Consider the following 25,709-nt stretch of genomic DNA (forward strand, 5'->3'; position numbering starts at 1 on the left):
TCGCAGGCTCGCTGAGTACGACCTCAGTTCTTATTCGCGGGGCGTAAAACAAGGGCGATCGATGCGAAAGCAGATGACAACGGGGAATTGAAAACGATCGCATTCAGCAGCTGCACTTCCCGGGGGAATACAGCCATCTTACCTATCGATTCCTGAAGTCTTAAACGGGTTGCCAGCCCCCTCACCCGAAACACCTACACTACTCATTTTCTACCAGATACACAAAACAACAGGAACAATAACCATGATTTCATTGTTTTACTTATATTTAGCCAATGTTATGCTATTTCAATCTCTAATTGCCGTGGGAAATGACATCTAAAATACTCTCATTTGTATTGATCTGTTGCTTATCAATTACGATTCTGCATGCTAAAGATCGCAAGCAAGTTTTGCTAATAAGCTCGTACAACTCGCGCTTCCCAACGTTCTTCAATCAAATCGAGGGCATCAAGTCAATACTGGACACATGCAATACTGACATCGACCTGGAGTTTATGGATTACAAACGATTCCCGGCACAGGCATTCATCGATCAATTTGAACAAAATTTGGCTTTCAAAATACAGAATGGAGCAAGTTACGACATTGTAATTACGACCGACGATGCGGCTTTAGAGTTCGTACTGGCCCGTCAAAATGAGCTATTCAGCAAAATACCGATTGTTTTTTGCGGTGTTAACAATGTTGATCTGGCTCTTGCCCAAGAGAACAATCCCTTGGTGACTGGTGTCGTTGAAGCCGTTTCGATGGATGAAACCATCGACCTAATGGTAACACTTTTCCCACTCAATAAAACGATCTATGTAATTTGCGACCGAACTGATGCAGGTCAAGCCGATTTAAAAAGGTACCGGGAACGGGTGAAAACCATGCCCGCTATCGACTCTCGCGAATTGGATTTGGGGCAACTCACATTTGCAGAATTTCGAGACAGTTTGAGAAAAATTCCGGCGGAAATACCTGTTCTTCTAATTTCGGCCTATCAGGACAGTGCATCGGAGATCATCGACTTTAACCAGAGTGTAAAAATGCTGCGTTCGAATCTTCGCTCACCTATTTTCCATATGTACGAACACGGCCTGGGAAAAGGAATTTTCGGTGGAAAATTGATTTCTCACTACAACCAGGGGCAATCAGCCGCCTTGATAGCCTCCCGGATCCTTTCCGGTGAAAAGCCCTCTCAGATAAGCATCAACAATGAAAGCCCCAATAAATTTATGTTCGACTATAATTTATTGAGCCTTTACCGGGTGAAGGAATCCCTCTTACCTTCTGATTCGGTCATCATAAACCAACCCGCTTCTTTTTTCGAGACTTATAAACAATTTATCCCTTCGCTGATTGCCGCGCTTATTTCGGCTCTTTTCTTTATTCTCATCTTGTCGGTAATTATTGTGAAGAAGAGAAAAATGGCCAAATTACTGCAATTACAAAATGAGGAATACATCGCATTAAATAACAAGTACAAACACCAAAACGAAGAGCTCCATCAAGCTATAGCGCTGGCCGAAACGAACGCAAATCGGTTCAAACATTTATTCGAAAACAATCCGGTTCCGCTTTGGGAGGAAGATTTTAGCGAACTGATGAGCTATTTGCAACAAATACGCGACGAACACGGCGACATTGAAACATACGTTCAATCAAATCCTGACTTCTTAATTCAGTGTGTGAATCGGTTTAAAATCATCAATGTTAATCAGGCGGCTGTGGATATGCTGGGTTATGAATTGAAAGAGGAATTGATGCAAAACCTGCCCCGAATTTTTAATGAAAACTCGCTGGCTACGCTGAAAGAATTGATTAAAGAGCTGCTGAAGGACAATCACTCATTTGTTGGCAACACCGAATATACCCGAAAAGACGGACAGATCATCCCGTCCATCATCTATGCATTTTCTTCGTTCTCGGAGAACAAAAACATTGTGGTTACCATAGACACAACCAAACTTCGGGAGACTGAAAAAGAACTGGCCCGACGAATCGCGGAACTTCAGGATTCGGAAGACCGTCTGAAGATATTAAACGACGAACTGTATACCGCCAAAGAAAATGCGGAAGTAGCGAATAACCTCAAAAACGAATTTTTGCGTAACATGTCGCACGAAATACGCACTCCGATGAACGGCATATTCGGGTTTACCGAGCTATTGGTGAACGAAAAAGTCACTTCGGACGAACAAATTGGCTACATTGAAATCATTCGCAGCTGCAGCCGCCAACTGCTTCAAACGATCGATTCTATTCTTGAGATTTCTTCAATTCGCACATTGAATATCAGCGTAAATCGGGAGCCAGTTCCGGTTAACAAGTTGCTTCTGGAATTGCAAACAATATTTAGCCTAAAAGCCCGGGAACGCAATCTGCCTATTTTAGTGAAAACTCCACCAAATCAGCAACAACTCACCCTATTCACCGACATAAACATTCTGTCGAAAATATTGGGAAATCTGCTCGACAATGCGCTAAAATTCACCAACAAGGGGCACATCGAAATGGGATACACCTGCTCCGAGAACGAGCTGACTTTTTTTGTAAGCGACACCGGCGTTGGTATTTCGGATAAAAACATGAGCCATATTTTCGAGCGGTTTGCACAAGAAGAAAAAGAGTTGTCGAGGCGATTTGGCGGTTTGGGACTTGGTTTGTCAATCTCGCAGGAAAACGCTCAGCTTTTGGGCGGAACAATCTCTGTGGAATCAAAAAAACACCAGGGATCAACTTTTTATGTCACCATCCCGCGAACTATTACCGATAAAGCACAAAACGACACTAACATTTCCCAATCGGAATCGCAGTCGGTTGATGTCAACCCCTAATTGTTTGCTTGATGGCCTCAATCGTTCCGGCAGCATTGCCAACAAACAATTCCTCTCCGATTTCGAAAACCGGGCGTTTTAGGAAGGTATAATCTTGCAGCAGGATCGTTTTATAATCCGCATCACCCGCTACGGGCTGCGCAGTCAGAGCGTCTTTTAGCTTTCGCGCTCGCTTATTTACCAGAGCCTCGTAGCTACCGGTGTGTTGATAAAAACCAGCCACTTGCACTTCTGTAACCGGGTTGAATTTAATGTCTTGCTGCTCAAAACTTTCATCAACACCCACTTCATTCATGATTCGCTTGCAGGTATCGCAGGTTGATAGAAAATAGACTTTTCGTTTCATTTTTCGATTTAATTGAATTGGGAAGATAAGGAAAATTGAACTTTATTAATCCGGCACCCGATCGAACGATTTATTCCATGCCGCTAATACAGCCCCCTTTCATTTTGGATGTGACATAAAAAACACCCCAAATGTTGTGTTCAACTTTTGGGGTGCAATTCATTTCCGGGCTCCATTCGCCATTCTATATACAACTAGAACATCGGATCCCAGGGAAGTAGCATTTCGGGCTTCTGGCCGTAAATGTCGAGCACCTTTTCACTAACAAATTTTTTATGCACCACAATACGGAACATATACTCGTCGAACCAGCGATCGGTAAAAGTGAGATAGCCCTTTTCCCCGGCTTTCTCTCCCCAACTGTTTTCGAATTGCCACTTCAGCGGCTTTTCGTTTTTATCAACCTCAACAGCAACAAGTGCCATACCATGGCTTGAGCCACTTTCTTTGGTTTGAATCCGTTCTGATTTGCTCATCGTAAACGGCACATTATAAACTGCCTCGTAGTTGAAGTTGTCGACATCGAGCACACCAAAATCGCGACGCAACTGTTTACCCACATCGCATGACGCATACATGGCCTCGTTATTTTTGATCGACTCAATACAAAATGCTTTAATGACTTCGTTTGGCAGATTCACGTAATGCCAGTTTTCGCCTTCCTGCACATTGCGGTAGTTCTCCACCTCGTAGTGTTTCCAGAACGGACGCGTAGGATCGTTCATCAGCATCACATAATCGGTCAGTTGAATATCGCCCAACACTTCCTTCATAAACGATGCCGGGGTAAACGTTTTTGTATCAGCTAACTTTCCATCTTTATCCTTGTATCGGTATGTGAACTCAACGGGTGGCTCGCCCAAATTTAAAGCCAACATACGGTAAATTACACCCAGCATCTCAACCTTACGGTTTTCAATTTGCTTACTGGTTTTACCACTGTTTTTCAGATCGCGCAATTCGAGTGCCTGTTCGCGCAATTTGCGTTTCAGCAAACGAGTCATCCACGCGGTATTTTCGCTCGAGTAGGTTTCTTCCATCGCCTCGCGTGGAACCATGCCATATTTGTTGGCCAGGTTTACAAAGTTGATCCACTGTCCGCCATCATCAACCGGAGAGCTGAAATACCAACGTACTTTCTCATCGTCGAACCCACGATCAGCCGTTGCTACAATGTTATTCAGAAACAAGTTCGCTTTTTCGAACAAATCCCAGAAATACAGATAGTTCTCGGAGAACTCGAAGGAAGCCGTATTGAAATGCTGCATGGCCATTGGGCGAAAAACATTGAGCGAAGTAAACAACCAGCAACGACCCGAGCTTTTTTGATTGGTAATACCTTTCACATCGACCCGGTAGGTGAAATTGTGGTCGGTCGTTCCTTCATTTTCCCGGCTCCATGCCAGTTTTTCAATCGGGTTCGATGAAAGTGCATTTTGCATCCCTACGGTGTATTTGTCTTTTACAAAACCCGACCGGATTGTTTGCAGTTGTTGCTGATCAACACGTTGACCCAAGCCCCAAAAAGGCAAGGCTATGCCTGCAAGTAGTAGCCATCTTTTCATGAATATCATATTCTAGTTTATTTTTTTCAACCTAGCTTCAAAAATAAAAAAACAAACCGACAGCAATTCTGACGAAACTCAGCCTAACATTTTTCACCGGAATCGTACAAATACTAGAAATGACCCTGCACGACCGGGTCCACCGCGACTGCGCTCTCGGTTCGATTATTTAACAAGAAAATAAATTGTCGGACAACTATTTTAGTTAAATCGTATTTACAGCTCATAAAAACAACCTATATTGCTTATCAAAATTATTCACACACACATACGATCCTTCAACACCTACAACTTAAATAAAATATGATATACAGATAAATACAAACGACTAAAGCAACCGGCAAACAAGCTGAGTGAACAATATACGACCGTTCACATAACATTGAAATACTTTTATCTTAATTATTTAAAAACTCATTTCTTATGAAGAAGCCTTTCTACCTTTTAATACTGGTGCTTGCCATGACCAGTGTTAATTGTTACGCACAACAGGAAATGGCGTTAAAAAGGAAAGTCGCTATTGGACGTTTCTCAAATGAAACCCAATATGCGAAGAGCATTTTCTACGATAAAGAAAATGATCCGATGGGCAAACAGGCCAGCGACATTCTTTCGACCCGTTTGGCTGCCTCCGACAAATTTCTTTTAATTGAACGCCAGGATTACGACAAGATCGTGAATGAACTGAACACCAGTGGTGGCATATCGCAAAATATCGGAGCCGATTTTCTGATTATTGGGTCGATTACCGAATACGGCCGAAAAACCATTGGAACACAGAAGGTGTTTTCCAACAGCAAAGAACAAATTGTTGAAGCTGGCGTTAGCCTCCGTTTGGTTGACGTTTCAACCGGCATTATTATTTACAGTGGCGAGGCCAAAGGCGAAGCAACAGCAGAAGACCGGCAAGTTATGGGGCTAGGTAAAACGGCCGATTACGACGCAACGCTCTCAGACAAAGCTATTTCCGCAGCAATCTCGAAACTTGTTGAAAACATCATCAACACCTGCATGGACAAGCCTTGGAAAGCCTACATTCTGGCAGAACAGGACGGCAGTTATATTATTTCGGGGGGGCAATCGCAAGGGATTAACGAAGGAGATGTTTTCTCCGTCGTCCAGAAAGGCAAGATGGTTAAAAACCCTCAAACCGGCTTAAACATTGAACTACCCGGCAAAGTTGTGGCATCAATTAAAATTGACGCGACAATGGGAACAATGCCTCAAGATGAAATTTCGATGGCCTCTTTAACCGATGGACAAGTAGATTTATCGGCTCTGGATCAGTATTATATCGTTGAGAAAAAATAAGAACTATGAGAAAGCTACTATCATCCATTATCATTCTGTTTTCCATTACAGCATGTGGCCCGCATATGTATAACAGCATGTCGGCCGGAAAAGATAACTCATCTTTCATTGTTGTAGTTACCAACGGACAGCAATACGAAAACGTATCGGTTGTTGTTGACGGAGAAAGCTACCCTATTGAAAAAGTCTACAAACTAAAGATGATCCGGAAAGCGCGCCCGGTTGCCATTTCTCCCGGAAAGCATCAGATTGAAGTTATTTCGGACGGAAAAACACTGATCCAGGAAAATGTTTTCATTGGCTTACAAGAAACTAAAAAAATAGTCCTACAATGAACCACCTAACAAAACTGACCGCAGCAAGCCTGATCGCCTTTGCCGCAATATCGTGCACTGTGCAACAGCCTCTCTACAACTGGAAAGGATACGATGATGCTGTTTATGCCTATACAAAAACGGCCGATGAGCAGAGCGTGGAGCACCTCATTAAAATCTATGATAAACTGATCGAGAAACCAGGCGGGACAAGACAAGCTCCGCCACCGGGTGTCTGTGCCGACTATGGTTATATTCTGCTTAAAAAGGGTGAAACCGAAAAAGGCAAAGAACTTCTGGTTCGTGAAACCATTTTGTACCCCGAATCAAAACAATTTATCGACAGAATTATCAAAAGATTTGAAGAATGAAAAAAATTCTATACTTCGCAGCATTCGTATACTTAATGGCTAGCTGTACCACGGCCGATTTATTGCCTAAATCGGAGGTCTATAAAACCATCTACGAAGAAAAACCACTCTCAATCCTCGTGCTTCCACCAATTAACCGAAGCACAAAAGTTGAAGCGAAAGAGCTGTTCTACAGTTCCCTGTCTGTCCCCTTTGCATCAGCGGGTTACTACGTTATGCCTCCGCTTTTATCGATGGAAATTCTGAAGGAAGAAAGTGCTTACGATGCCGAAATGTTCCTGAATAGCTCCATGAAACAGGTTGGCGATTTATTCGGTGTCGATGCTGTTTTGTTCACCACCATCAACGAATGGCGCAAAACATCCATCGCATCGCAAATCAGTGTCAACATCGACTATCTGCTCAAATCAACGAAAACCGACGAAGTGCTTTTTCACCGCACCGGCGACGTAACTTTAAACATTTCGGTGAATACCGGCAGCATCGTTGGCAATCTGGTGGGGAGTATGCTCGCGACATCACTAACCAAAGAGATTGTTGTTGCACGTAGCTGTAACATTTACACTATTAGTGATATTCCGGCAGGAAAATACAGCCCTACTTTCGGCACAGATGGGGAGCAGAAAGCACAACCGGAGACATTTAACCAGGTGCTTAAAAATTCCTATTAAGCGAACTGACTTTTCCTGTCGTAAAAACCGAAAACGGCCAGCCTGATTGACGGGCCGTTTTCGGTTTGTTTGCTTTAAAGTGAAAAGACTACTTTTCCAATCTCCAGTCTCGATTTGACTTTCACCGAAGGCCTGTTCGCATCATCCGCATCACGATAACCCAAGGCCACTGCAAACAAAGTTTTATAATCTTTCACAGCCAAAATGCGATCGTACTCAGCCGTGTCAATTCCCTCCATTGGTGTTGAATCCACTTCTTTCGAAGCACAAGCGCTAAGGAAGAATCCCAGCGCCAAATAAATCTGGTGCGCCATCCAAGCTTTAATTTGCTGTTCTGTTCCCGGTTTTATGTTTTTGTTGTAGTACCCGATTGCGCCTTCAGGCAGGTATTCCGCCATCTGCTCTTCAAACAACTCAATGCTATCAATCACGCTAAAAACAACAATATGACTGGCATCCTTTACTTTCTCCACGTTGTGAAACGAAACCCCGGCCAACTCTTCTTTTAACGTCTGATCGCGAACAAATGTAAACCGCCAGGGGTGGCTATTAATGGAGGAAGGACTCAAATGCAAGATCTCTTTTAATTCCTTTACTAATGCTTCCGGAAGTTTCTTCGTTGGATCGTATTTTTTGGTGGTATAGCGATCCGTTGCCAATGCTTTAAAATCCATTATTTACTGTTCTCATGTATTCAAAACTACAAAAAGAAAGCCCGACAATTGCCGGGCCTTCTATATTCTGCCTGTAATTTAAGATTACTTCATTAGCCGGACTTCATAAATCCCTCCGGCAATCGAGCCCGGAGCGGCTTCAAACTTAACCCGAAACTTACCATCAGCGTCCTCCACTATTTCTTGTGGAATTTCGTAATCAACCGTGAAGAATTCGAAACCTTTGCTTCCGTCTAAAGTCACATCGGCGACCTTCTCATCATTAATGCTGATTGTAAAGTTTCGCCCGCTATCGAGACCGAAATACATAATTCGCAACTTGCCTGCTTTTCTGTTTTTATCATTCAACTGATAACTTAACCAGCCCGTTGCATCGCGCCAGTGCCTACCTTGATTGACACCGGAATTCGTGTTTTCAGATTGAATAAAGTGATCTGATTCGGGCTGTTGTTCTCCCGGGAAAACCAAATCGATGGTTGCTTCGGCCAATGCTTTCTTCTCCGCTTCCTCTTTAGCCGTTTTATTTTCCATTGCCTGCAAATCGGCTGCACTCACCACCTGGAAATAGAGGATATAACGCGACTCGTGCAAACGGAAAAACGGAATCAGCACCAAATCTTGCTTATCCGACAAACCAGTTAGCATAAAAGTCATTGGCTTTCCGGCAACCGGGTTCACCTTCTCTGCCAATTCCGACGCATCGCCAACTACAACCGGCATTTCGCTCAGCGGATATTTTGGGCCGGCAGCAATGTGGCCGCCACGGCTATCATCGGCATACAGACCATCCTGATTTGCGGTATCCGTTTTTGCAGCCAACACAATTGGCCCGCGAAGGATCGAGTAATAGTTTTGACCATCCGGCAATTGCTCAATTGTTGTTTCCATCGGGAAGGTCAGGTTCACTTTGTCACCCTTCTTCCATGTTCTCTTTACTGCAACATATTCGCCCGGAGTTCCGTCAACAACCACATTTCCGCCATTCACCTGAATTTTTAAAGCCCCTGCTTCTACCCATTTCGGATAACGAATGTAAAGGGCGAATTCACTTTTCTTTTTTGGATTGATGGTCAGAGTTGAACTTTCGGCATCCGGGAATTTGGTTTCCTGTGTCAGTTCCAGCCCTTTTTCTTCCCAGTTTAGGGTTGAAGGGATGAAGAGATTGACGTAAATATCGTCGCCGGAGTGAGCATAAATCAGTTCGCCGTATTTTGTATGGTTTTCCAAACCGGAGCCAACGCAACACCAAAAACTGGTTTGCGGCTGCGAGTACACCCGGTAATGGCCGGGACGCATTGGCGTGAAGTACACAAAACCACCATGATCCGGCTCCTCGGTTGAGAGAATGTGGTTGTACATGGTGCGCTCGTAATAATCCATATATTTCACTTCCGGATCGCTCAGAAAGAGTTGTTTGGTCAGCTTCAGCATGTTGTAGGTGTTGCAGGTTTCAGGGCCTTGCTCACTTTCAATCATCGACGAGTAATCATCAATCGGGTGAAAATGCTCACGAACGCTGTTACCGCCAATCGAAACCGACCGTTTGTCAACTACATTTTCCCAGAAATAGCGGGCTGCATCAGCCCACGATTCATCACCGTTAACTTCGGCCACCCGTTTGTACCCAATAATTTTGGGGATTTGTGTATTGGCATGCATCCCCGTCAGGTGATCTTCGTGCTTAATTAAAGGTTCGAGGATACTTTTTTGTGAAAACTGTTGAGCCAGTTTCACATATTTTTCATCGCCGGTAATGGCTGCCACATCGGCAAAAACTTCGTTCAGGCCACCATGTTCACTGCGCAGCATATCCTGAATTTGATCATCCGACAAGTCCTTCACCAAGTGAATGGCCCAATCGGTCAGCTTAATCAACATTTCTTTCGCTTTATCACTTCCGCCAAATACATAAGCGTCGCACAAGCCGGCATAAATTTTATGAATATTGTACAGCGGAACCCACTTTTTATTCAGGCTGAATGAACCCGCATCAATTTTTCCTTCCGAGATTTCCTGCCACATGGCTTTACCGCCGGGAACACCAGACAAATATCCGTCGCCACAGGCGTCCTGTGCACGCTTGAATTCAGCCAACATGTAGTCCATGCGTTCTTTCATACGTTCGTCGCCGGTAGCGGCATACATTTTCGAGAGCGCCGACAGGTAGTGACCTCCGATGTGACCATCCAAACCGGTGTTTTCCCAGTTCGTATAATTTTCGGCTTTAGGTTGAAGACCGGCTTCTTTTAAATACGGAGCCAGCAAACGGTCCATATCCAGCACCAGAATGTAATCCATATCCGTCATCATGGCTTTTTTAAACGGGCTGTCGAGCAAACGGACTTCTGAAAGCTGGAAAACCTCAGCTGCCTGTTTTTGTTGGCCAACTGCCAGCATCGGCAATAAACCGAACAAGTAGATTAAATTTCTAAGTTTCATTTCTGTCTATAGTTTAATTTGATATTTACAACGGTCATCACCCCGATGGAGCGACGAAAGGATTGTCGCCTCCACCGGACGACCCGCGACTTTTGAGAACATGAGTTCTGCATAACCTTCAGAGCAACAACATAAAGCAGCATAAATAAGCCCGTTGTCGTGGCTCATCATCGGGCACACACAATAGTTTTTGTTTTCGTCAGCCAAAATTGTATTTGCCCCTTCATTGTATTTCACTTTCCAACCCCATTGCTGCTCCAAAAATGAACAAAAGCCGTTTACCTTTCCCTCGAATGGCTGTAACACCCCATCCATTTCTAACTGCTCATAATGCGCACAAGCACAACTTTTCAACAAATCGCATGACAACTTCTCATCAGTATGTTTGTCCACACTGACCATCAGAATCGAAATCTATTTTTGCATCATCTCTCGCCGGGCCTCATCATCCGCCACAGTTTCTGCGCCCGAAACGTTTTGTCCGGCTAAACTGGAAAAGCCGCATAAACAACCTCCGGCAATACAGGCCTTTTTTAGAAAATCTCTACGGTTTGCAGTCATTAATAAACTATTTATTGTGTAATCTTCTATTCAAACGAGATGGTTTGTTGCTTTTCCGCCCCGAAGCTGAGCTTCACCTGAGTCCCATTATTCAGGACATCAATTTGTTTTACGGGTAATAGTTCATCATCGGTCCATAGCTCACCTGACTTTTTCCAGAGCATCAGACATGCGTAAATCGACTGACTATCAACCCCCGGGTGAAAACTGGCTGTAACATCAATCACACTGCTTTGTACCGATTCGGGATGCAAGCCGGTGGCTTTCACCACTTCACTATTTTCCCAACCCCGCAGCGGTACCAGAGCCAACTGATACTCTCCATTATCAATAATGGTCGCCTCATAGTCGCCCACCTGCTGTGTTCGACAGTGAATTTCCTCATTTTTTACCGGCAAGGCGTAATGTCCCAAACGCATGAACACTGTCTCTAAGCTGACGTTCCGGTCAACACGAAGGATACCGTTTGGCAAAGGCATCTCACTCAACTGAATTCGGATATTTTCGTTAGTTTCTAAAACAGCATCACGGTAATAAACCCCTTCTTCAAACTTCCGAAACGTGTAAAGACGCAATGCTTCCCACTCGTCATTTGCATTTCGAAAAACATAATTCATGGCAACTTCACCATTCACACCGTCGGCTTGCCAGGGGAAAGCACTGGAATACGACAAACGGTTGTAATTTTCGGTTGACCGGAATTTTTGCCAATCGTCGGCAACTTTCTCATGACACCACGAACGCACCTCCGACGCACCGATGGTCGGATAATTCGTGATCAGTAGGTTCGTTGCAGGTGAAAAACGGTTATATATCAGATCAGATTGCATTTCATTTTCCCATGGTCCTTCATTTTCCACGGCTGTCCAAAACGGATTTTCAGCCGGTACCAGGAGCCCCAGAAAAGCTTTCCCCAACCAGAAGGCACTTTCGCGACAGCTATAAATTTGCACAGCGGGTTCAAAAGCACCGTAAAAACCAAGTGTCGGCACTCGATCTTTTAGAAAATCGGGATGTTGCAAAAATTGAAGAATCGTGCCAGAGGCTATACGTCGCATCCATCCCAGGTTGAATTCCCCACCTTCAACTAAACCGATAAAAGGCAAAGGTGCAACCGATCCCATTCGGTACGAAATACTACGCCCCCACATTACCATCGTGCCATTTTTCGAGAAGAGGTAGGGATAGTTTTCCGCCATATCGACAAAGTTTTTCTTAAACTTCGCGACATAATCCGGGTAATATCTTTGACCAAATACCTCCGACCATATAGCACCATAAAGCTGAAATGCCCACATACTATAGTAATCGTAGGCTGGACTATCATTATACCATCCCTCACCCCGATAATCATCCAGCGATTTTCGGAGGTACTCTTCCAGTAATTTTTCATTGACAGAGTACCCCTGATCTTTGAAAAAGCTCAACACAAAAATATTGAAGAACTTCCAGTTCGAGGAAACTGTTGGCCCATCGCCATAGCTCAACATGACGTCGGCTAAAGCATCTTTTTGCGACTGAGGCAGGGGTTGCCAAATTACATCGGGAATGGTAAACAAAGAGATGGCTAAGGCTCCAAATTCGACCAAGTTCTGACTGGGACCTCCATCTTTGCTTCGTGGAACAATGAAAGCCGGACTTTCGGGATTGATAAGATCCGAAATCTGATGGCGATAATAATCAGCCACCTTGATGTCATTCAAGACTAAGGTTGAATCGTCCTTCAACAAGGGAGCAGCAACAAACAAGGTACGGCACAAACCTTCCAGTTTTTCCGTTGGCACCTGATCTTCCCGCTGCGGATAGCTTTTCCCCGGTTGTTTTGGGAACTGCATCGGATCGTCCAATTGATTGATGTAACTAAAAGCACCATCTAGCAGATAACGAGCAGCATCTTTCCAGTGCTCACGCGTCATGCCCGTTAGCGGGCTAGTTTGGTAATCCGGATCCTCCAGCTCAAAAACAACCGAACCACTTTGGGTTTCAATCTTGTTATTGGCACTACAAGAACAAAACAACATACCGGCAAGGGCCATTCCCCAAATTCCTTTTTTACAAATCTTTATCATTGACATTGGCTTAGTGTATTTCAGTTTACCGAATCGATTCCTTTAAAGGTGGGTTTTACCTCCAGTATGTTTCCATCGACATCAAAGTTCAGTCTATCGATACACACTTCGCGATGGAAACCTCCTGATCCGCGCGGCATATCAACTCCTTTAGGATAAGTAAAACGGTGGTACACCAGGTACCAATCGTCAGTTCCGGGAATCTGGATCGCAGAATTGTGTCCGGTAGCAAAAATACCGGTTTCCGGATCTCCTTTTACGACAATGTTATGCTCCGGAATCGTCAGCGTGCCCATTGGTGAATCCGATGTTCCGTAGCGAACTTTATAATTCGGGCTGCGGGTATCGTCTTCCGACCACATGAAATAATAAGTACCCTCGCGGTAAATCACATAGGTGCCCTCGCGGTACGTTCCATCGATATTGAACTGCTTCAACGTTTTCATATTTAGCGAGATCATGTCGTCGTTTAACTCAGCACCCGCCATGTAGCCATTCCCCCAGTAGAGATAGCTTTTGCCGGTTTTGGGGTCGGTAAACACATCAGGATCAATCTCCTGACCACGGTCAACACCAAGTGTTTTGAAATCAACCAGCGCTTTTCCGCTGTCGACAAATGGTCCGGTAGGATTATCGGCCACAGCAACACCAATTGTTTGAGCAGCCGTGAAATAATAGAAATACTTGTATTCTCCATCAATCTTCTTTTCAACAATACAAGGTGCCCATGCATTGCGATTGGCCCAGGTAACATCTTTGTGCAGGTCGAGAATGGTACCTTCATCGGTCCAGTCAACCAGGTTGTCGGACGAGAATACTTTGAAATAATAACCCGACCAACTATCGAAACCATCGGTGGTTGGGTAGATGTAGTATTTACCGGTTTTCTCGGCATACAAAACATCCGGGTCGGCATAATAACCTTCCAGCACCGGGTTATGATCTTCAGATGCAGTAACTGCATAAATAACATCACCTTTACCGGCGATGGTGAACGTGTAATCGAGCGCACCGGAAGTGAAATTCTGAGGACCTTCCGGCGTGGCGGTAATTCCCGCCACGCATTTAAACTGCGGGTCGAAGTTCGCCAGATCAACACCACGCTTCACCGGCAAGTGAATCGTTTTTGCATCACCTTTAATATCAACGTTTAACTTTTTGAGTTCCGGAGAAGTCGCTTCGACCAACAAATCATCGAAACTACCCCATTTGCTCACCAGGCGTTTCAACTCTTTCCCGGTGATTGGCATCACTGTTCCGTGGCGCGGATGAAAGTTCATCGAAACGTCTTCATCAATCACAGAGAAGCTTTTCAGGTCGGTACTTTTTGTAAACTCGTAGCGACCGCTGGTGTACATATCATACATCAGAATGTATTCGTCTGAACTATTCATTTTGAAAATACCACTTCCTTCAACGGGCTTGGTTTGGCAGTCAATGCGCTTGTCGCTCACCAACTCGTAGCCTTCAGTCAGCTTGTCAGAAATAGCCAGTTTTATGCCGGGATCACCATCTTCAGCTTTGTGAAACAGGTAGAATTTACCCTCGAACGGAATGATATCGCCATCGATACAAGCTTTGGTATTACTTTCGACAGGTGGGAAATACAATTGTTTGGGAGCAGTCTCTAAACCAGTGAAATCATTGTTCGCATACGCGTAATAAATGATATCCGGATTGTCACCCTGTTTCATCGAAAAGTAGATCATGTATTTTCCGGCGACCTCATCATAAATGGTTTGCGGCGCCCACACACGGTGCACATCGCCCAAATCATTCGGATAGGTTTCCGGAATGTTTACTACCGTACTTTCCCAGCTAATCAAGTCGGTTGATTTCATCAGGATCATCGCGAAATTGTTCCATCCCTGCTCCGGCACATACAAATCGGTGGCCACCATGTAGAAGGTTTTTCCATCAGCTCCACGCAAAATATGCGGATCGCGCACACCTCCTGAAGTACTGATTTCTTTGGAATCGACAATTGGTTGATTGTCATTTAACGCACGATAGTTGTAACCATCGGTGCTTATCGCATAACGAATGGCTTCTTCACCCGGATCATTACCGGTGAAGTAGGCAAAAAGGTAAGCCTCCTTTTGCTCATCGAGCGGCTTGCTGCATGAACTGAAAAAGATGCTTGTCACCGACAGCAAAAACGCAGCCGCAAAAGATAAAAAAAATTGATTTACTGGTTTCATATTATTTTTGATTAGAACATGGTTATTATTTGTTTGCATTCATCACCTTTTTTTTGAATTGATGACACGCCAAAGTACTGTGCAGTTATCCTGAACTTAATTCAGGATCTGCTGCTCGTTGTGCTAAAAATCCCGAAATAATTTCGGGACTACCCTATAGCGTCCTCGCTTATTTCGCAGGCTCCGCTTTTATCCGAATTACTGAAAAGGAATAAGCCGGCAAGCTGTATTGAAACTCCGACGAAACAGTGATCACACTGCTTTCCGGACTCGCGTTCTCATCAGCAACACCACCTTGAAGAACTTCGAGCGCTGCCTCTCCTGTTGCGACAGGCAAACCGGTCAAATTGATTTTAGAAATTACGGCAACGGGTAATAAGTTTGCCAACTTCAGAATATAGTCGCCGGTTTTGCTGTCGCGAACAAGCGACGAACCTACCCGTTTTATCATATCATTTTTGTTCTCCGACAGAATGATCCGCGAAGCGATATACTCGTCACCTGCGTTTTGCCCGAATAATTTTTGCACGTAATAATCGGGTGTGAGAAACACCTTGGTATTATTAAAATAGATCAAATCGGGAGTCCACTGCGTGTGCCCGTGTTTAGCCAGCAACGGCGCATAAGAAGTCATGCTCACCACATCGGCATTACGTTCCACATTAATCAAATGCAACGCATCGCAAAGCGCGGTTTCAATGGTGAGTTTGCGTCCCGGAATGTGCGTGGCATATTCACCCAGGTAGACTTTGGATTTCGACCGGTCGTAACGGTCGTAATAATCCTGATTATTCAAATACCAGCCGGGAGGTTGGTAGTAATGCTCGTCCACCATGCGCACTTCCAACTTCGAAGCAATTTCCCAGCCAACGCGATAATCGGTTCCCTCTGAGAACGGGCCGACTGTGCCGATCACGGTAATTTCCGGATGCTTCTCTTTGACGGCATTGAAGATCATCGTGAAGCGTTCTTCAAAAATATCGTTGATCAGATCCTCGTTTCCAACACCTACATATTTCAGGTTGAAAGGTTCTGGATGACCTGCTTCGGCGCGCAGTTTTCCCCATTTGGTATTTTTGTCGCCATTGGCCCATTCGATCAAATCAAGAATATCCCGCACATACTGATCCATATCGCACATCGGGACCCCTCCCTGTTGTCCATGTCCGCCTGTTGAGGAATTTTGGCAGGGCACGCCAGCAGCAATCACTGGCAACGGCTCAGCCCCCATATCTTCGCAAAACTGGAAATATTCGAAATAGCCCAGCCCCATCGACTGATGATAATTCCAGATATTACGGTCTGTCTTCCGGGTTTCCAGTGGCCCAATGGTATTTTTCCAACGATAAATATTATCCAATCCATCGCCATGAGTTACACAGCCTCCTGGGAAGCGGACAAATCGCGGATGCAAGTCGGCAATGGTCTGTGCCAGATCTGAACGCAAACCATTTTTGTGCCCTTTAAATGTTTTCTGCGGAAAGAGTGAAACAAGATCCAGCGCCACTTTCCCGGTGAATTGCGGAATGACCTGTAGCTGTGCCTTGTCAACAGCTTCATTGGCTGTTAATGTGATCTCCAGTTTTTTCCAGTCAGCGCCAACTGATTTTGTCATTCCTTCAGCCAATACGTTACCGTCCGCATCAACCAGGCGAACTTTCAGTTTCCCTTTTGCGCCATCCAGTCCTTTGGCAAATACGGTGAAATCATATCGGTCTCCTGCCTTCAACGGGATGCCGTCAAAACCTTCATTTTGAAGAGCATCTCCAACTTTGGCAACGGATAAAACAGCATAGTGCTTTTGGTTCGAATGAACGGGAGCCATCGTGTCAATTACAAAACCATCTTCAGCTCCTGTAAAACTCCAGGCTTTTTTGCTGTTCCAGTTTTTACCGCGGAACTTCGTATCAGCCGGTGTATACTCGAATCCACGATTTTGAATCAGTTCAGCATACAAACCACCGTCGGCAGCATAGTTGATGTCTTCGAAGAAAACGCCAATCAGCAAATCACTGATCGCTTTGCTATTCTCCGGCAACATGGTAATTTCTGCATCCAAGGCTTTCAAATCAGCGTATCGTACAGCATCATCCGTCAAACGCTCAGCGCGTTGTTGCTCGTAGTACTGCGTCAGTTCGTAGAATTTAATTATTCCATCGATAACCGACCATGAAACTTTCGAAACCGTACCTAATTGCGTCTCTCCGTCAACCAGTACTTCCCGGCGAGCATTCAGTCGGTCGCTTTCGGTGGCCTCTTCAGTTTCGGTATATTTTTTAAAGTCTGCTGTGGTTGTTTTGAAAACTTTTTGCACCCCATTCTGATCGCTCAACCAGGTAATCAAATAGTTGTTTTGATCAGCTTGATAAGAAATCTCCGGCAGGATCACATTGCCTTCGCTCATCACTTCTGGGTATGATTGGGGCTCCCATGTGTATAAATCACTCGTTTCGGCATGTGCAAATTGGCCAACTTCTTCGTTCAAGCTCCATACCTCGTGCCAGGTTCCCTGCTGATCCTGAAACAGGAAAGGAGTGAGCATGCGCTTTTGCGATCCCCAGGTTCCGAAATCACAAAACAGAAAACGGAACTCCGGCCCGATGCTATTCCAGTTATTGCCGTCGATACTCCAGGCATAGTGCAAGCCGTTTTTGCCGTTATTTTCCAATGTTGCATAAGAAAATACATAGGCTGAATCGGGCTCGTTAGCCTGAACTTTCGAAGCTGAAAAAATTACCAGGAACAAGAAAATGATTGATTGTAGTTTCATAATCGTATCGTAGGAATATTTTTAGTACACAATTTTATACAATGCGCTGGCATGCGGTGCAAGTTCCACACTGTACTCCCCTGAAATTTGACCGGAATCCTCACCTGTCCACAGGTTCACCAAACCACAATCACTGATATATCCGAGCTTCGTCATATCCACGATGATCGTTTGCGGTTCATCGGCAATATTGAAAAGCGCCATGTATTTATCTCCATTATCCCGGTGTTCCGAAACGATAGCCACTTTCCCGTTTTCATTGAATAACTGGTGCACATTCGTACTCTCAGCGTGCATCTTCAACACTTCCTTGTTCGTTAACAATGAAAGTGTGAAATCATCATTGCTTGGTAAATCACCACCAAACATCAAAGGCGATTTGAAGATGGTAAACAAAGTCATCAGCGAATATTGCTCGTCCTTGGTCAAACGGGTCATGCGATCTTCTCCGCGTTCACCACGAATAGAAATTCGTCCCAACGGAATCATATCACAATCTGGCCAGGTTCCGGGAGCAATATGTGGGTACCATTTTTGGCAAATATCAATCAGATGGGTAAAGTGCGGCCAGGTATCCCAAACATCGTCAACCATGCGCCACATGTTGGCATGTTCTTTTACATGGTCAGCCGCTTCAATTGGCGTTTCGCCTGGTGACGTGCTCAGCACAATCGGACGGCCGCAGTTGTCAATTGCCTTGCGGATCAACTCGATCTCACCTTGATGATACGGACGGGAAAGGTCATCTATTTTAATGAAGTCAACTCCCCAGCCGGCATATAATTCGAAAATGGAATTGTAGTATTCCTGTGCGCCGGGTTTGTCGGCAACAATGGTGTAATTGTCACGCAACCACTGGCATTGTAATTCGGTTGAGTAAATTTGATCGGCCGTAATACCATCCGTTCCTTTGATTGGCAACTTGTTTTCAACAGCCACTTTGGGAATTCCACGCATGATGTGAATCCCGAATTTCAGACCTTTACCGTGAACGTAATCGGCCAACTCTTTAAAGCCTTTTTCGTCTTCAGCCGAAGGAAAGCGATTAACAGCGGGCTGGTAACGTCCGAACTCATCAATTACATAGCGCGGATCAGTTTGATTGTATCCACCGGCTTTGTCGTTCTCCACAAACCAGCGAATATCCACTACGATGTATTCCCATCCGTAGTCTTTCAGTTTTTCAGCCATATAATCGGCATTAGCCTTTACTTCGTGTTCGTCAACGGTTGGTCCATAACAGTCCCAACTGTTCCATCCCATTGGTGGTGTTTGTGCCCAGGTTTTAAATCCACCTTGAGCAAAGGGTTCGGCTTTCTTTTTCGAAGATTGGCAGGACGCCAAAAAAACCACCAGAAAAATGACCGTGGAGTAGTTTAAAAATTTCATTTTATTGGATTGTTTATGCTTAGATAAAATCGATTCCGAAACATTAAAAGTACAAAATACGTTTTTTATCTCATTTGGACAATTTTCAGTACTGGCACAAATCAAAAAACAACTATCCCGAATTCATAATTCACTGCACAACTGACACTTAAAACCAACTACAGACGATTTTCCCGACATAGTTTAGTCGTTTTCCAAACAAGAGAAGTGATCGGATTCTATTAATCCAAAAGTTGTATGAATTACAAAAAATCTATTTTCAGCCTTTAGAATACGGATCAAGACTAAGACGAAGAAAACGAGGAATTCCCCCAACCAATTCTCACTCGAATTGGATTAAAAGTAAAAGTGAAGAACAACACACCGTTGCTCTCCACCATACTTAATTTATAGAACTTAACAACCGGGTCTCTGTTGGAACGTTGTAAATGTTTCAATCCAAACACCGGGAATCTACAAATTGGTCGATGCCATAATTCATTAACAACACGCGGATTAGAACTTGACCGTTTGGGCTACTCCTGCATATTCAACGGTGCTTTTAGGTTTACTATCGGCCAATCCTATTCCTGACTTTGCACCAACGATAACTATCCGAAACTGACGCTCATTCAGCATACCGGGAAACTTCCCCTGACGATCAGATACACTCAAAGTTTGAGCATCATCATCCCATTTGAAAGTGATGGTTGCAAAAGCCCCATCTTCATAGTTATAATTATCACCTTCGTCTTCGTATAACGTAAATTCGCCATCGGCTCCCGGGTAAATCCGGATTTCCATATTGTCAGCTTTCTTTTCTGAAGCATATTGCACCTCAGGCCCCCACGGTAAAATTGACCCAGCTTTTACATACAGCGGCATGATGTCGATTGGCGTTTCCTTTTCTACTTCCTGACCGCCTTCCATCTTTTCACCAGTCCAGAAATCGAACCATTGCGTTCCGGCTGGCAAATACACGTTGGTTGACCTCACCTTGCTAAAATCTTCTTTCGCCCCAGTGTACTTATTATTTTCATGTTTTGCTTTTACGTACATTGGTTCTGTGACCGGGCAGACCAGAATCGATTTGCCAAACATGTATTCATTGTTAATATCAAGGGCATTTTTATCCTCCGCAAAATCCATTACCAATGCGCGCATCATGCTTGAGCTGTTGGCTGTTACGTCCCACGAAGTTGAATAAATGTAAGGCAACAGGCGGTAACGCAGGTTGATAAATTTTTCAATCGCATCATAGGTCCAATCCCCTTTTTTGCCAAACTGGTAGATTTCTCTCGGTGTATCAGTACCGTGAGAGCGCATCATGGGACAAAATGTCCCGAATTGCAACCACCGAACATAAATCTCGTGAAATGCTTTATTCTCAACACCCCCTGGGAAACGCCCGGTAAAGAATCCACCAATATCGCTGTTCCAATAAGGGATTCCACAAAGCGAGAAGTTCAAGCCCGCCGAGATTTGATTCCGCAACACGCTCCAATCGGTGCTAACATCACCCGACCAGGAATTTGCCCCATAACGCTGCTGACCGGCAAAAGCCGAGCGGGTTAAAATAAAGACCCGCTTTTCAGTACTTGTTTCACGTTGATGGGTATACACACCACCAACGGTCACTAAAGGATAAGCATTTCTGAATTTACGAAATGAACCTAAATGTGTTTTTTGATTATAGTCTGAATCTACCCGTTCAAAATGGTCAGGTTCTGTAGAGTCCATCCACCAACCGTCAACACCCAGTTTGAAAATGCCCTGATTCAAATACCTCCAATAGATATCACGTGCTTCAGGATTATATGCATCATAAACCCGGACTCCCGAAGGTGCAGCATCTTTGGGTTGTGGCCATACATTTTTATCAGTAAGCGGCCAGGTTTTAAAATCATACAGCATATTGTTTTCATAAAGCTCCTTATATGGCTTGGTTTGAGGGCCAAAAGACGACCAGATCGAGAAGATGATGTTTGCATTTAAATCATGAACCTCATCAACCAATTTTTGTGGCTCAGGGAATTCAGGATTCAAAAACTCCATGGAATTCCAATGGTAATTATCTCCCCAGTATTGCCAATCCTGGATGATCCCATCAAGGGGAACTCCCAGCTCACGATATCTTTTTACAACATCAAGGGTTTCATCCTGACTCTTATATCTTTCCTTGCTTTGCCAGAAACCATAGGTCCAGTATGGAAACATTGGAACCTGTCCGGTTAGCTCCCTCATTTGGGCAATTACTCCGTCGGCATTTTCACCGTACATAAAGTAGTAATCAACACAATCGCCAACGGTTGATCTAAAGGATGTTTCAACTTCTGTATCGGTAAAATAAGTAGGTGAATAGTTGTCCCAATATAATCCATAACCTTTATCGGATTGCAACATAGGAATCGCTGTGATTAAAATATCCTGTAACAGATAAAGTTCCTGGTTGCGCTGTGACATTTTTCCGTCCTGAAACTGTCCCAACCCATAAACTTTTTCATCCTGGTCTAAAACAAACGACTGGCTGACGACATAGCTATCCTCATCAACATCCTTCACTGGTGTAAACTGGGCTCCATTCTCTTTCTCATTGAGTATAGATGTACCAGTAAGTGTATAAAAAGAAACCTTACCGGTCTTCAGATTTAAGTGGACACTAACGTCTGAAGATGAAACCACTACCTCATCGCCCTTCGTTTCAGTTTTTAGTTCATTTGATTCCGGTCCTTTTACTACAGCCAAGCTTTGCTTTTCAAAGTCGAATCCTGTTTCCGATTTCAGTACGCGTACAATTTTGGGTGAAAAAAATTGAATCTCGATTTCCGTTGAATCGACTATAGTTTTCAATCCAAACTGAGTTTTTTCATATTCCTGAGGAGCGCAGGCTGCCATATATAGAGCCAGGAACATTAAAATCAAATAAAAAAATCTTTTCATTGTCAATGGTTTTTGTCTTACTTAATTGAGAACATAGAAGATATTCGCACATCAAATTCTATAAAAGATGGCATCATTCGGCCTAAAAATGAGAAAGTGAGGGGACGTGATAAATCCCCTCACTAATATTTAATAAATTATCTCTTAGTAACCCGGGGTTTGCGTCAAGTTAGAGTTAGTCAATAATGCTTGGTTTGGAATCGGATATAAAATTTTGTGGCTACTACTAGCGTCATGCGAAAACCAAGATTTAGTGGTAAATACGCCAAATCGGATTAGGTCCTGGCGGCGACGTCCTTCCTGGCAGAACTCCCACCCCAACTCATCCAAGAATCGACCATATTGAATATCAGCTCCTCCTTCGTAAGTCGTTTCATAAGAGTCGCGGCGACCATAATCATATGCACTACCACCTTCCAAATCTTCATCGGTAACAGTAGCTTTCGCCGGATTATCTTTGAAATCCCTTTCTCTAATTTGGGTTACCAAAGCACCAGCTCCCGGTTGACCACTTCTCATCAAGGCTTCTGCTTTCATAAACAAAACGTCGGCATAGCGTAATAATGGAAAGTCGTTACTTAAACGGTTTGTACTCCCGATAGCATATTCAAATTTCCCCCAGCGGTACCCATCATACATTGTTGATTGGTCAATGCTGGGAACACTATTAACGTAAACAAGAGGTTCGCCGTTATCGCTGCGTGGAAGAATTTCACGGGCAGCTGTATATTGCTGACCCTGGATATAATTTTCCTTCTCAAGTACATTTTTATCCTCCTCAAAACCTATCACCAGAGCCGTCATCATACTTGAACGGTTGGCTGATTTTCATGGCTATTTTTTTTGGGGGAGGGAGCCCAAACTAATTGAGCTCCCTTTTCACTTTAATTACAAATTCTGCTAATAACCTGGATTATTTGGCAGTAAATTTTTATTGATATCCACATCAGATTGAGGTACGGGCCAAAGCCATGCCTTCTCTGCGTTAAAGATTCTTGTCGCAATTTTAATCTGTGAAAAAGTCCATGTTGCTGGACTTGAAGGATCTGACAATTTCGATTTATCATAGCCATACACATCATGAACCAACGATTCGTCTTTCCAACGCAACATATCTGCATATCGTGTTCCCTCCATACAGAACTCCACTCGTCTTTCATGTCTCACTATCTGACGCAACTGATCCTGACTAAGTCCGGTACCCTCTACAGATTCAACGGTAGGCATACCAACTCTTGCACGTACCATATCAACCAAATCATAAATTTCCTGATCCGTACTACCCGATTCAACAAGAGCTTCCGCACGCATCAGACACACGTCTGCATAACGTATCAAAATGGTGTTCAGCGAACTAATATTTACATCTGCAACCCCGTACTCGGCGTATTTGCGAGGTTTTGCACCACATGGGTATTCAGCATAACTAGCAGGGATAAAAGTAGCATCGCCGTAATTTGTACCTGGTAACACAACCGTTGCATCTAGTCGTGGGTCTCTATTCGTATAAGGATCCTGATCGTCGTAGCCCGATGCAGCATCTGTAATCGGCTTGCCATTGGTCATGTAATATGAATTAATCATGTCGGCAGTAATGTTTGATGTTTGCCAGGTTCCAAGTACAAATGGCTCAGCAGGCCATGGTTGTGATTGAGTTTGAATATACTGAATATCGAAAATAACCTCAACATTGTTTTCATTCGCTTCCTCGAATAAACCGGCATAATCTCCGTAAAAATCGTAGACTGACAAGTCCATAACATCTTTAGCCGCCTGTGCTGCTTCGGACCACTTTTGGTTATATAGTAATATTTTCGCCTTATAAGCCAAGACTGCACCTTTGGTAGCACGTCCAACATTTGAACCAGAATAGGTAGTTGGAAGAACCGTTGCTGCATCGTTAAAATCTGCAAGAATTTGCGTAAGCACTTCACTTTTGGCAGTTCTACCGACATATGCTTCCGATAACGGCAAAACTTCTGTAATAAGAGGCACATCACCGAAAAAAGTAATTAAATCAGAATAAGCATACCCTCTTAGAAATTTAGCTTCAGCAATCATCTGATTTTTTACGCCGTCGCTAACCGGAGCTTCCGCTATATCCTGCAAAAACTCATTCGCTCTAGCTACAATGGCATAATCCTGAGCCCATTTAGCACCAGGCGCCCAACTGGTTGAATTAGTACTCCATGAGCCAACCTCATTTGATCCTTGCCAGGCAGCCTGACAATAGCCGTTGTCCGCCATGAATTCAAATTGATAAAAATGAGTTGGTGTTGCATTTGGTTGAATGGCATTATAAACACCCATCAACGCCATCATACACTGGGTTTCATTTTGAAAGAAAGTTGAAGGAGATAATCTGTCCATCGGTGTTTTATCCAACAAATCCTCTGTACATCCAAACAAAACAGATGACACAAGTAATATTGTAATAATTCTATTTAGAATTTTCATAATCCTGATCTTTTAAAAGTTAACATTTAAACCCACAGTCATTACGCGAACCTGAGGGAAAGCCTCAGCCCTCGTTTGATCAGTCGTTTGTTCCGGGTCAAACCCTTTAAATTTGGTAATTGTAAACGCATTCTGAACACTTCCGTACACGCGTACGGAACCTAATCCAATTTTCGAAGTAATTCTCGGGCTAATCGTATATCCCAATTCTATGTTCTTTAGACGAAGGTAGGAAGCATCCTCCATATAGAAAGAAGAATGAACATTGGTACGATACTCATCTAAACTTACCCGAGGCATGCTGTTGGATGGATTTTCAGGAGTCCATCTGTTTTTCCACCATGATCCTAGATTTGCTACTCCACTAAATGGAGTAGCAATTTCATAATAAAGATAGCCCTCAATACCTTGTACACCTTGGAAAAATGCAGCAAAATCAAATTGTTTCCATTCCAAACTCAGGTTTAGCGAGTAAGTTAGGTCTGGAAATTGTTTCCCGATTATTGTTCTGTCATTGTTCGGATCGACTACTCCATCCCCACTAATGTCTTTGAATTTGATGTCGCCAGGCTGTGCATTATAATTGGTAACAGAAACCACTCCCGGTTTTAGAGTATATGAGCTTCCATCATAGTTGAAGTCGGATAACTGATAAATTCCATCCATTTTGTATCCGTAAAATGAATTAATCCCGCATTATGCATTAAGATATTGAAAAGGAGGGGCAAGGTTTTCGACTTTAGCAAAAATACCATCGAGCCATGGCCTTCTTTTTGCGTTTAAGGCTATCTTCAGTACCTTCTTGTTAGCGTGATTTACACTCCATGCTC

19 protein-coding genes are annotated in these 25,709 nt (G+C 43.8%); 5 read left to right on the top strand and 14 right to left on the bottom strand.

Annotated features, from left to right (window positions below):
• The first annotated feature begins 311 nt into the window (after positions 1-311).
• Positions 312-2,822, top strand: a complete 2,511-nt coding sequence (locus tag ABZD21_RS13665) for an ABC transporter substrate binding protein (RefSeq protein ID WP_372775593.1) — start codon at positions 312-314, stop codon at positions 2,820-2,822.
• Here the strand turns inward: ABZD21_RS13665 and ABZD21_RS13670 are convergent.
• On the bottom strand, positions 2,812-3,168 hold the full coding sequence (locus ABZD21_RS13670; protein ID WP_372775595.1) for an arsenate reductase family protein: 357 nt from the start codon (positions 3,166-3,168) through the stop codon (positions 2,812-2,814). The two genes, ABZD21_RS13665 and ABZD21_RS13670, sit on opposite strands and share 11 nt — an antisense overlap.
• A gap of 194 nt (positions 3,169-3,362) precedes the next feature.
• Positions 3,363-4,733 (bottom strand): aminopeptidase C, encoded by a 1,371-nt coding sequence (locus tag ABZD21_RS13675; protein ID WP_372775596.1) that lies wholly within the window; start codon positions 4,731-4,733, stop codon positions 3,363-3,365.
• 423 nt (positions 4,734-5,156) lie between these two features.
• On the opposite strand from ABZD21_RS13675, the gene ABZD21_RS13680 reads away from it, so the two are divergent.
• Genes ABZD21_RS13680 through ABZD21_RS13695 form a run of 4 tightly spaced genes read left to right on the top strand, consistent with a single transcriptional unit; the run spans position 5,157 to position 7,400 of the window.
• Positions 5,157-6,044 (top strand): CsgG/HfaB family protein, encoded by an 888-nt coding sequence (locus ABZD21_RS13680; protein ID WP_372775597.1) that lies wholly within the window; start codon positions 5,157-5,159, stop codon positions 6,042-6,044.
• Between the two features lie 5 nt (positions 6,045-6,049).
• Complete coding sequence (locus ABZD21_RS13685; protein WP_372775598.1) at positions 6,050-6,379, top strand: hypothetical protein; 330 nt, start codon at positions 6,050-6,052, stop codon at positions 6,377-6,379.
• Entirely contained in the window at positions 6,376-6,729 is a 354-nt protein-coding gene (locus ABZD21_RS13690; protein ID WP_372775599.1) for a DUF4810 domain-containing protein, read from the top strand. Before ABZD21_RS13685 ends, ABZD21_RS13690 begins: the two co-directional genes overlap by 4 nt.
• Positions 6,726-7,400: a GNA1162 family protein gene (locus tag ABZD21_RS13695; protein ID WP_372775601.1), complete on the top strand. Its 675-nt coding sequence runs from the start codon at positions 6,726-6,728 to the stop codon at positions 7,398-7,400. Before ABZD21_RS13690 ends, ABZD21_RS13695 begins: the two co-directional genes overlap by 4 nt.
• 74 nt (positions 7,401-7,474) lie before the next feature.
• Here ABZD21_RS13695 and ABZD21_RS13700 read toward each other — a convergent pair whose 3' ends face one another.
• From ABZD21_RS13700 to ABZD21_RS13755, 12 genes are all read right to left on the bottom strand, one after another.
• The gene (locus ABZD21_RS13700; protein ID WP_372775602.1) at positions 7,475-8,074 is read right to left on the bottom strand and encodes an NAD(P)H-dependent oxidoreductase; all 600 of its coding nucleotides are present in this window, start codon (positions 8,072-8,074) and stop codon (positions 7,475-7,477) included.
• An 84-nt stretch (positions 8,075-8,158) separates the two neighbouring features.
• On the bottom strand, positions 8,159-10,513 hold the full coding sequence (locus tag ABZD21_RS13705; RefSeq protein WP_372775603.1) for a beta-L-arabinofuranosidase domain-containing protein: 2,355 nt from the start codon (positions 10,511-10,513) through the stop codon (positions 8,159-8,161).
• Between the two features lie 6 nt (positions 10,514-10,519).
• A complete protein-coding gene (locus tag ABZD21_RS13710) occupies positions 10,520-10,915 on the bottom strand; it encodes a DUF6144 family protein (RefSeq protein WP_372775604.1) in 396 nt (131 codons plus the stop codon).
• A gap of 12 nt (positions 10,916-10,927) precedes the next feature.
• Positions 10,928-11,074 carry a twin-arginine translocation signal domain-containing protein gene (locus tag ABZD21_RS13715; protein ID WP_372775605.1) on the bottom strand — a complete coding sequence of 49 codons (147 nt, stop codon included), beginning with the start codon at positions 11,072-11,074 and terminating at the stop codon, positions 10,928-10,930.
• A 26-nt stretch (positions 11,075-11,100) separates the two neighbouring features.
• Entirely contained in the window at positions 11,101-13,143 is a 2,043-nt protein-coding gene (locus tag ABZD21_RS13720; protein WP_372775606.1) for a DUF2264 domain-containing protein, read from the bottom strand.
• A gap of 20 nt (positions 13,144-13,163) precedes the next feature.
• Complete coding sequence (locus tag ABZD21_RS13725; protein WP_372775607.1) at positions 13,164-15,344, bottom strand: family 43 glycosylhydrolase; 2,181 nt, start codon at positions 15,342-15,344, stop codon at positions 13,164-13,166.
• Between the two features lie 169 nt (positions 15,345-15,513).
• On the bottom strand, positions 15,514-18,114 hold the full coding sequence (locus ABZD21_RS13730) for an alpha-L-arabinofuranosidase C-terminal domain-containing protein (protein ID WP_372775608.1): 2,601 nt from the start codon (positions 18,112-18,114) through the stop codon (positions 15,514-15,516).
• A 21-nt stretch (positions 18,115-18,135) separates the two neighbouring features.
• Positions 18,136-19,503 carry a glycoside hydrolase family 27 protein gene (locus tag ABZD21_RS13735; RefSeq protein ID WP_372775609.1) on the bottom strand — a complete coding sequence of 456 codons (1,368 nt, stop codon included), beginning with the start codon at positions 19,501-19,503 and terminating at the stop codon, positions 18,136-18,138.
• 495 nt (positions 19,504-19,998) lie between these two features.
• Positions 19,999-22,422 carry a TIM-barrel domain-containing protein gene (locus tag ABZD21_RS13740; RefSeq protein ID WP_372775610.1) on the bottom strand — a complete coding sequence of 808 codons (2,424 nt, stop codon included), beginning with the start codon at positions 22,420-22,422 and terminating at the stop codon, positions 19,999-20,001.
• A gap of 144 nt (positions 22,423-22,566) precedes the next feature.
• Entirely contained in the window at positions 22,567-23,229 is a 663-nt protein-coding gene (locus ABZD21_RS13745; protein WP_372775611.1) for a RagB/SusD family nutrient uptake outer membrane protein, read from the bottom strand.
• A gap of 93 nt (positions 23,230-23,322) precedes the next feature.
• The gene (locus ABZD21_RS13750; protein WP_372775612.1) at positions 23,323-24,879 is read right to left on the bottom strand and encodes a RagB/SusD family nutrient uptake outer membrane protein; all 1,557 of its coding nucleotides are present in this window, start codon (positions 24,877-24,879) and stop codon (positions 23,323-23,325) included.
• A 12-nt stretch (positions 24,880-24,891) separates the two neighbouring features.
• The gene (locus tag ABZD21_RS13755) at positions 24,892-25,545 is read right to left on the bottom strand and encodes a hypothetical protein (RefSeq protein WP_372775613.1); all 654 of its coding nucleotides are present in this window, start codon (positions 25,543-25,545) and stop codon (positions 24,892-24,894) included.
• Between the last annotated feature and the right edge of the window lie 164 nt (positions 25,546-25,709).

Origin of the sequence: Mangrovibacterium sp. (assembly GCF_041596335.1) — a bacterium.
GTDB lineage: Bacteria > Bacteroidota > Bacteroidia > Bacteroidales > Prolixibacteraceae > Mangrovibacterium.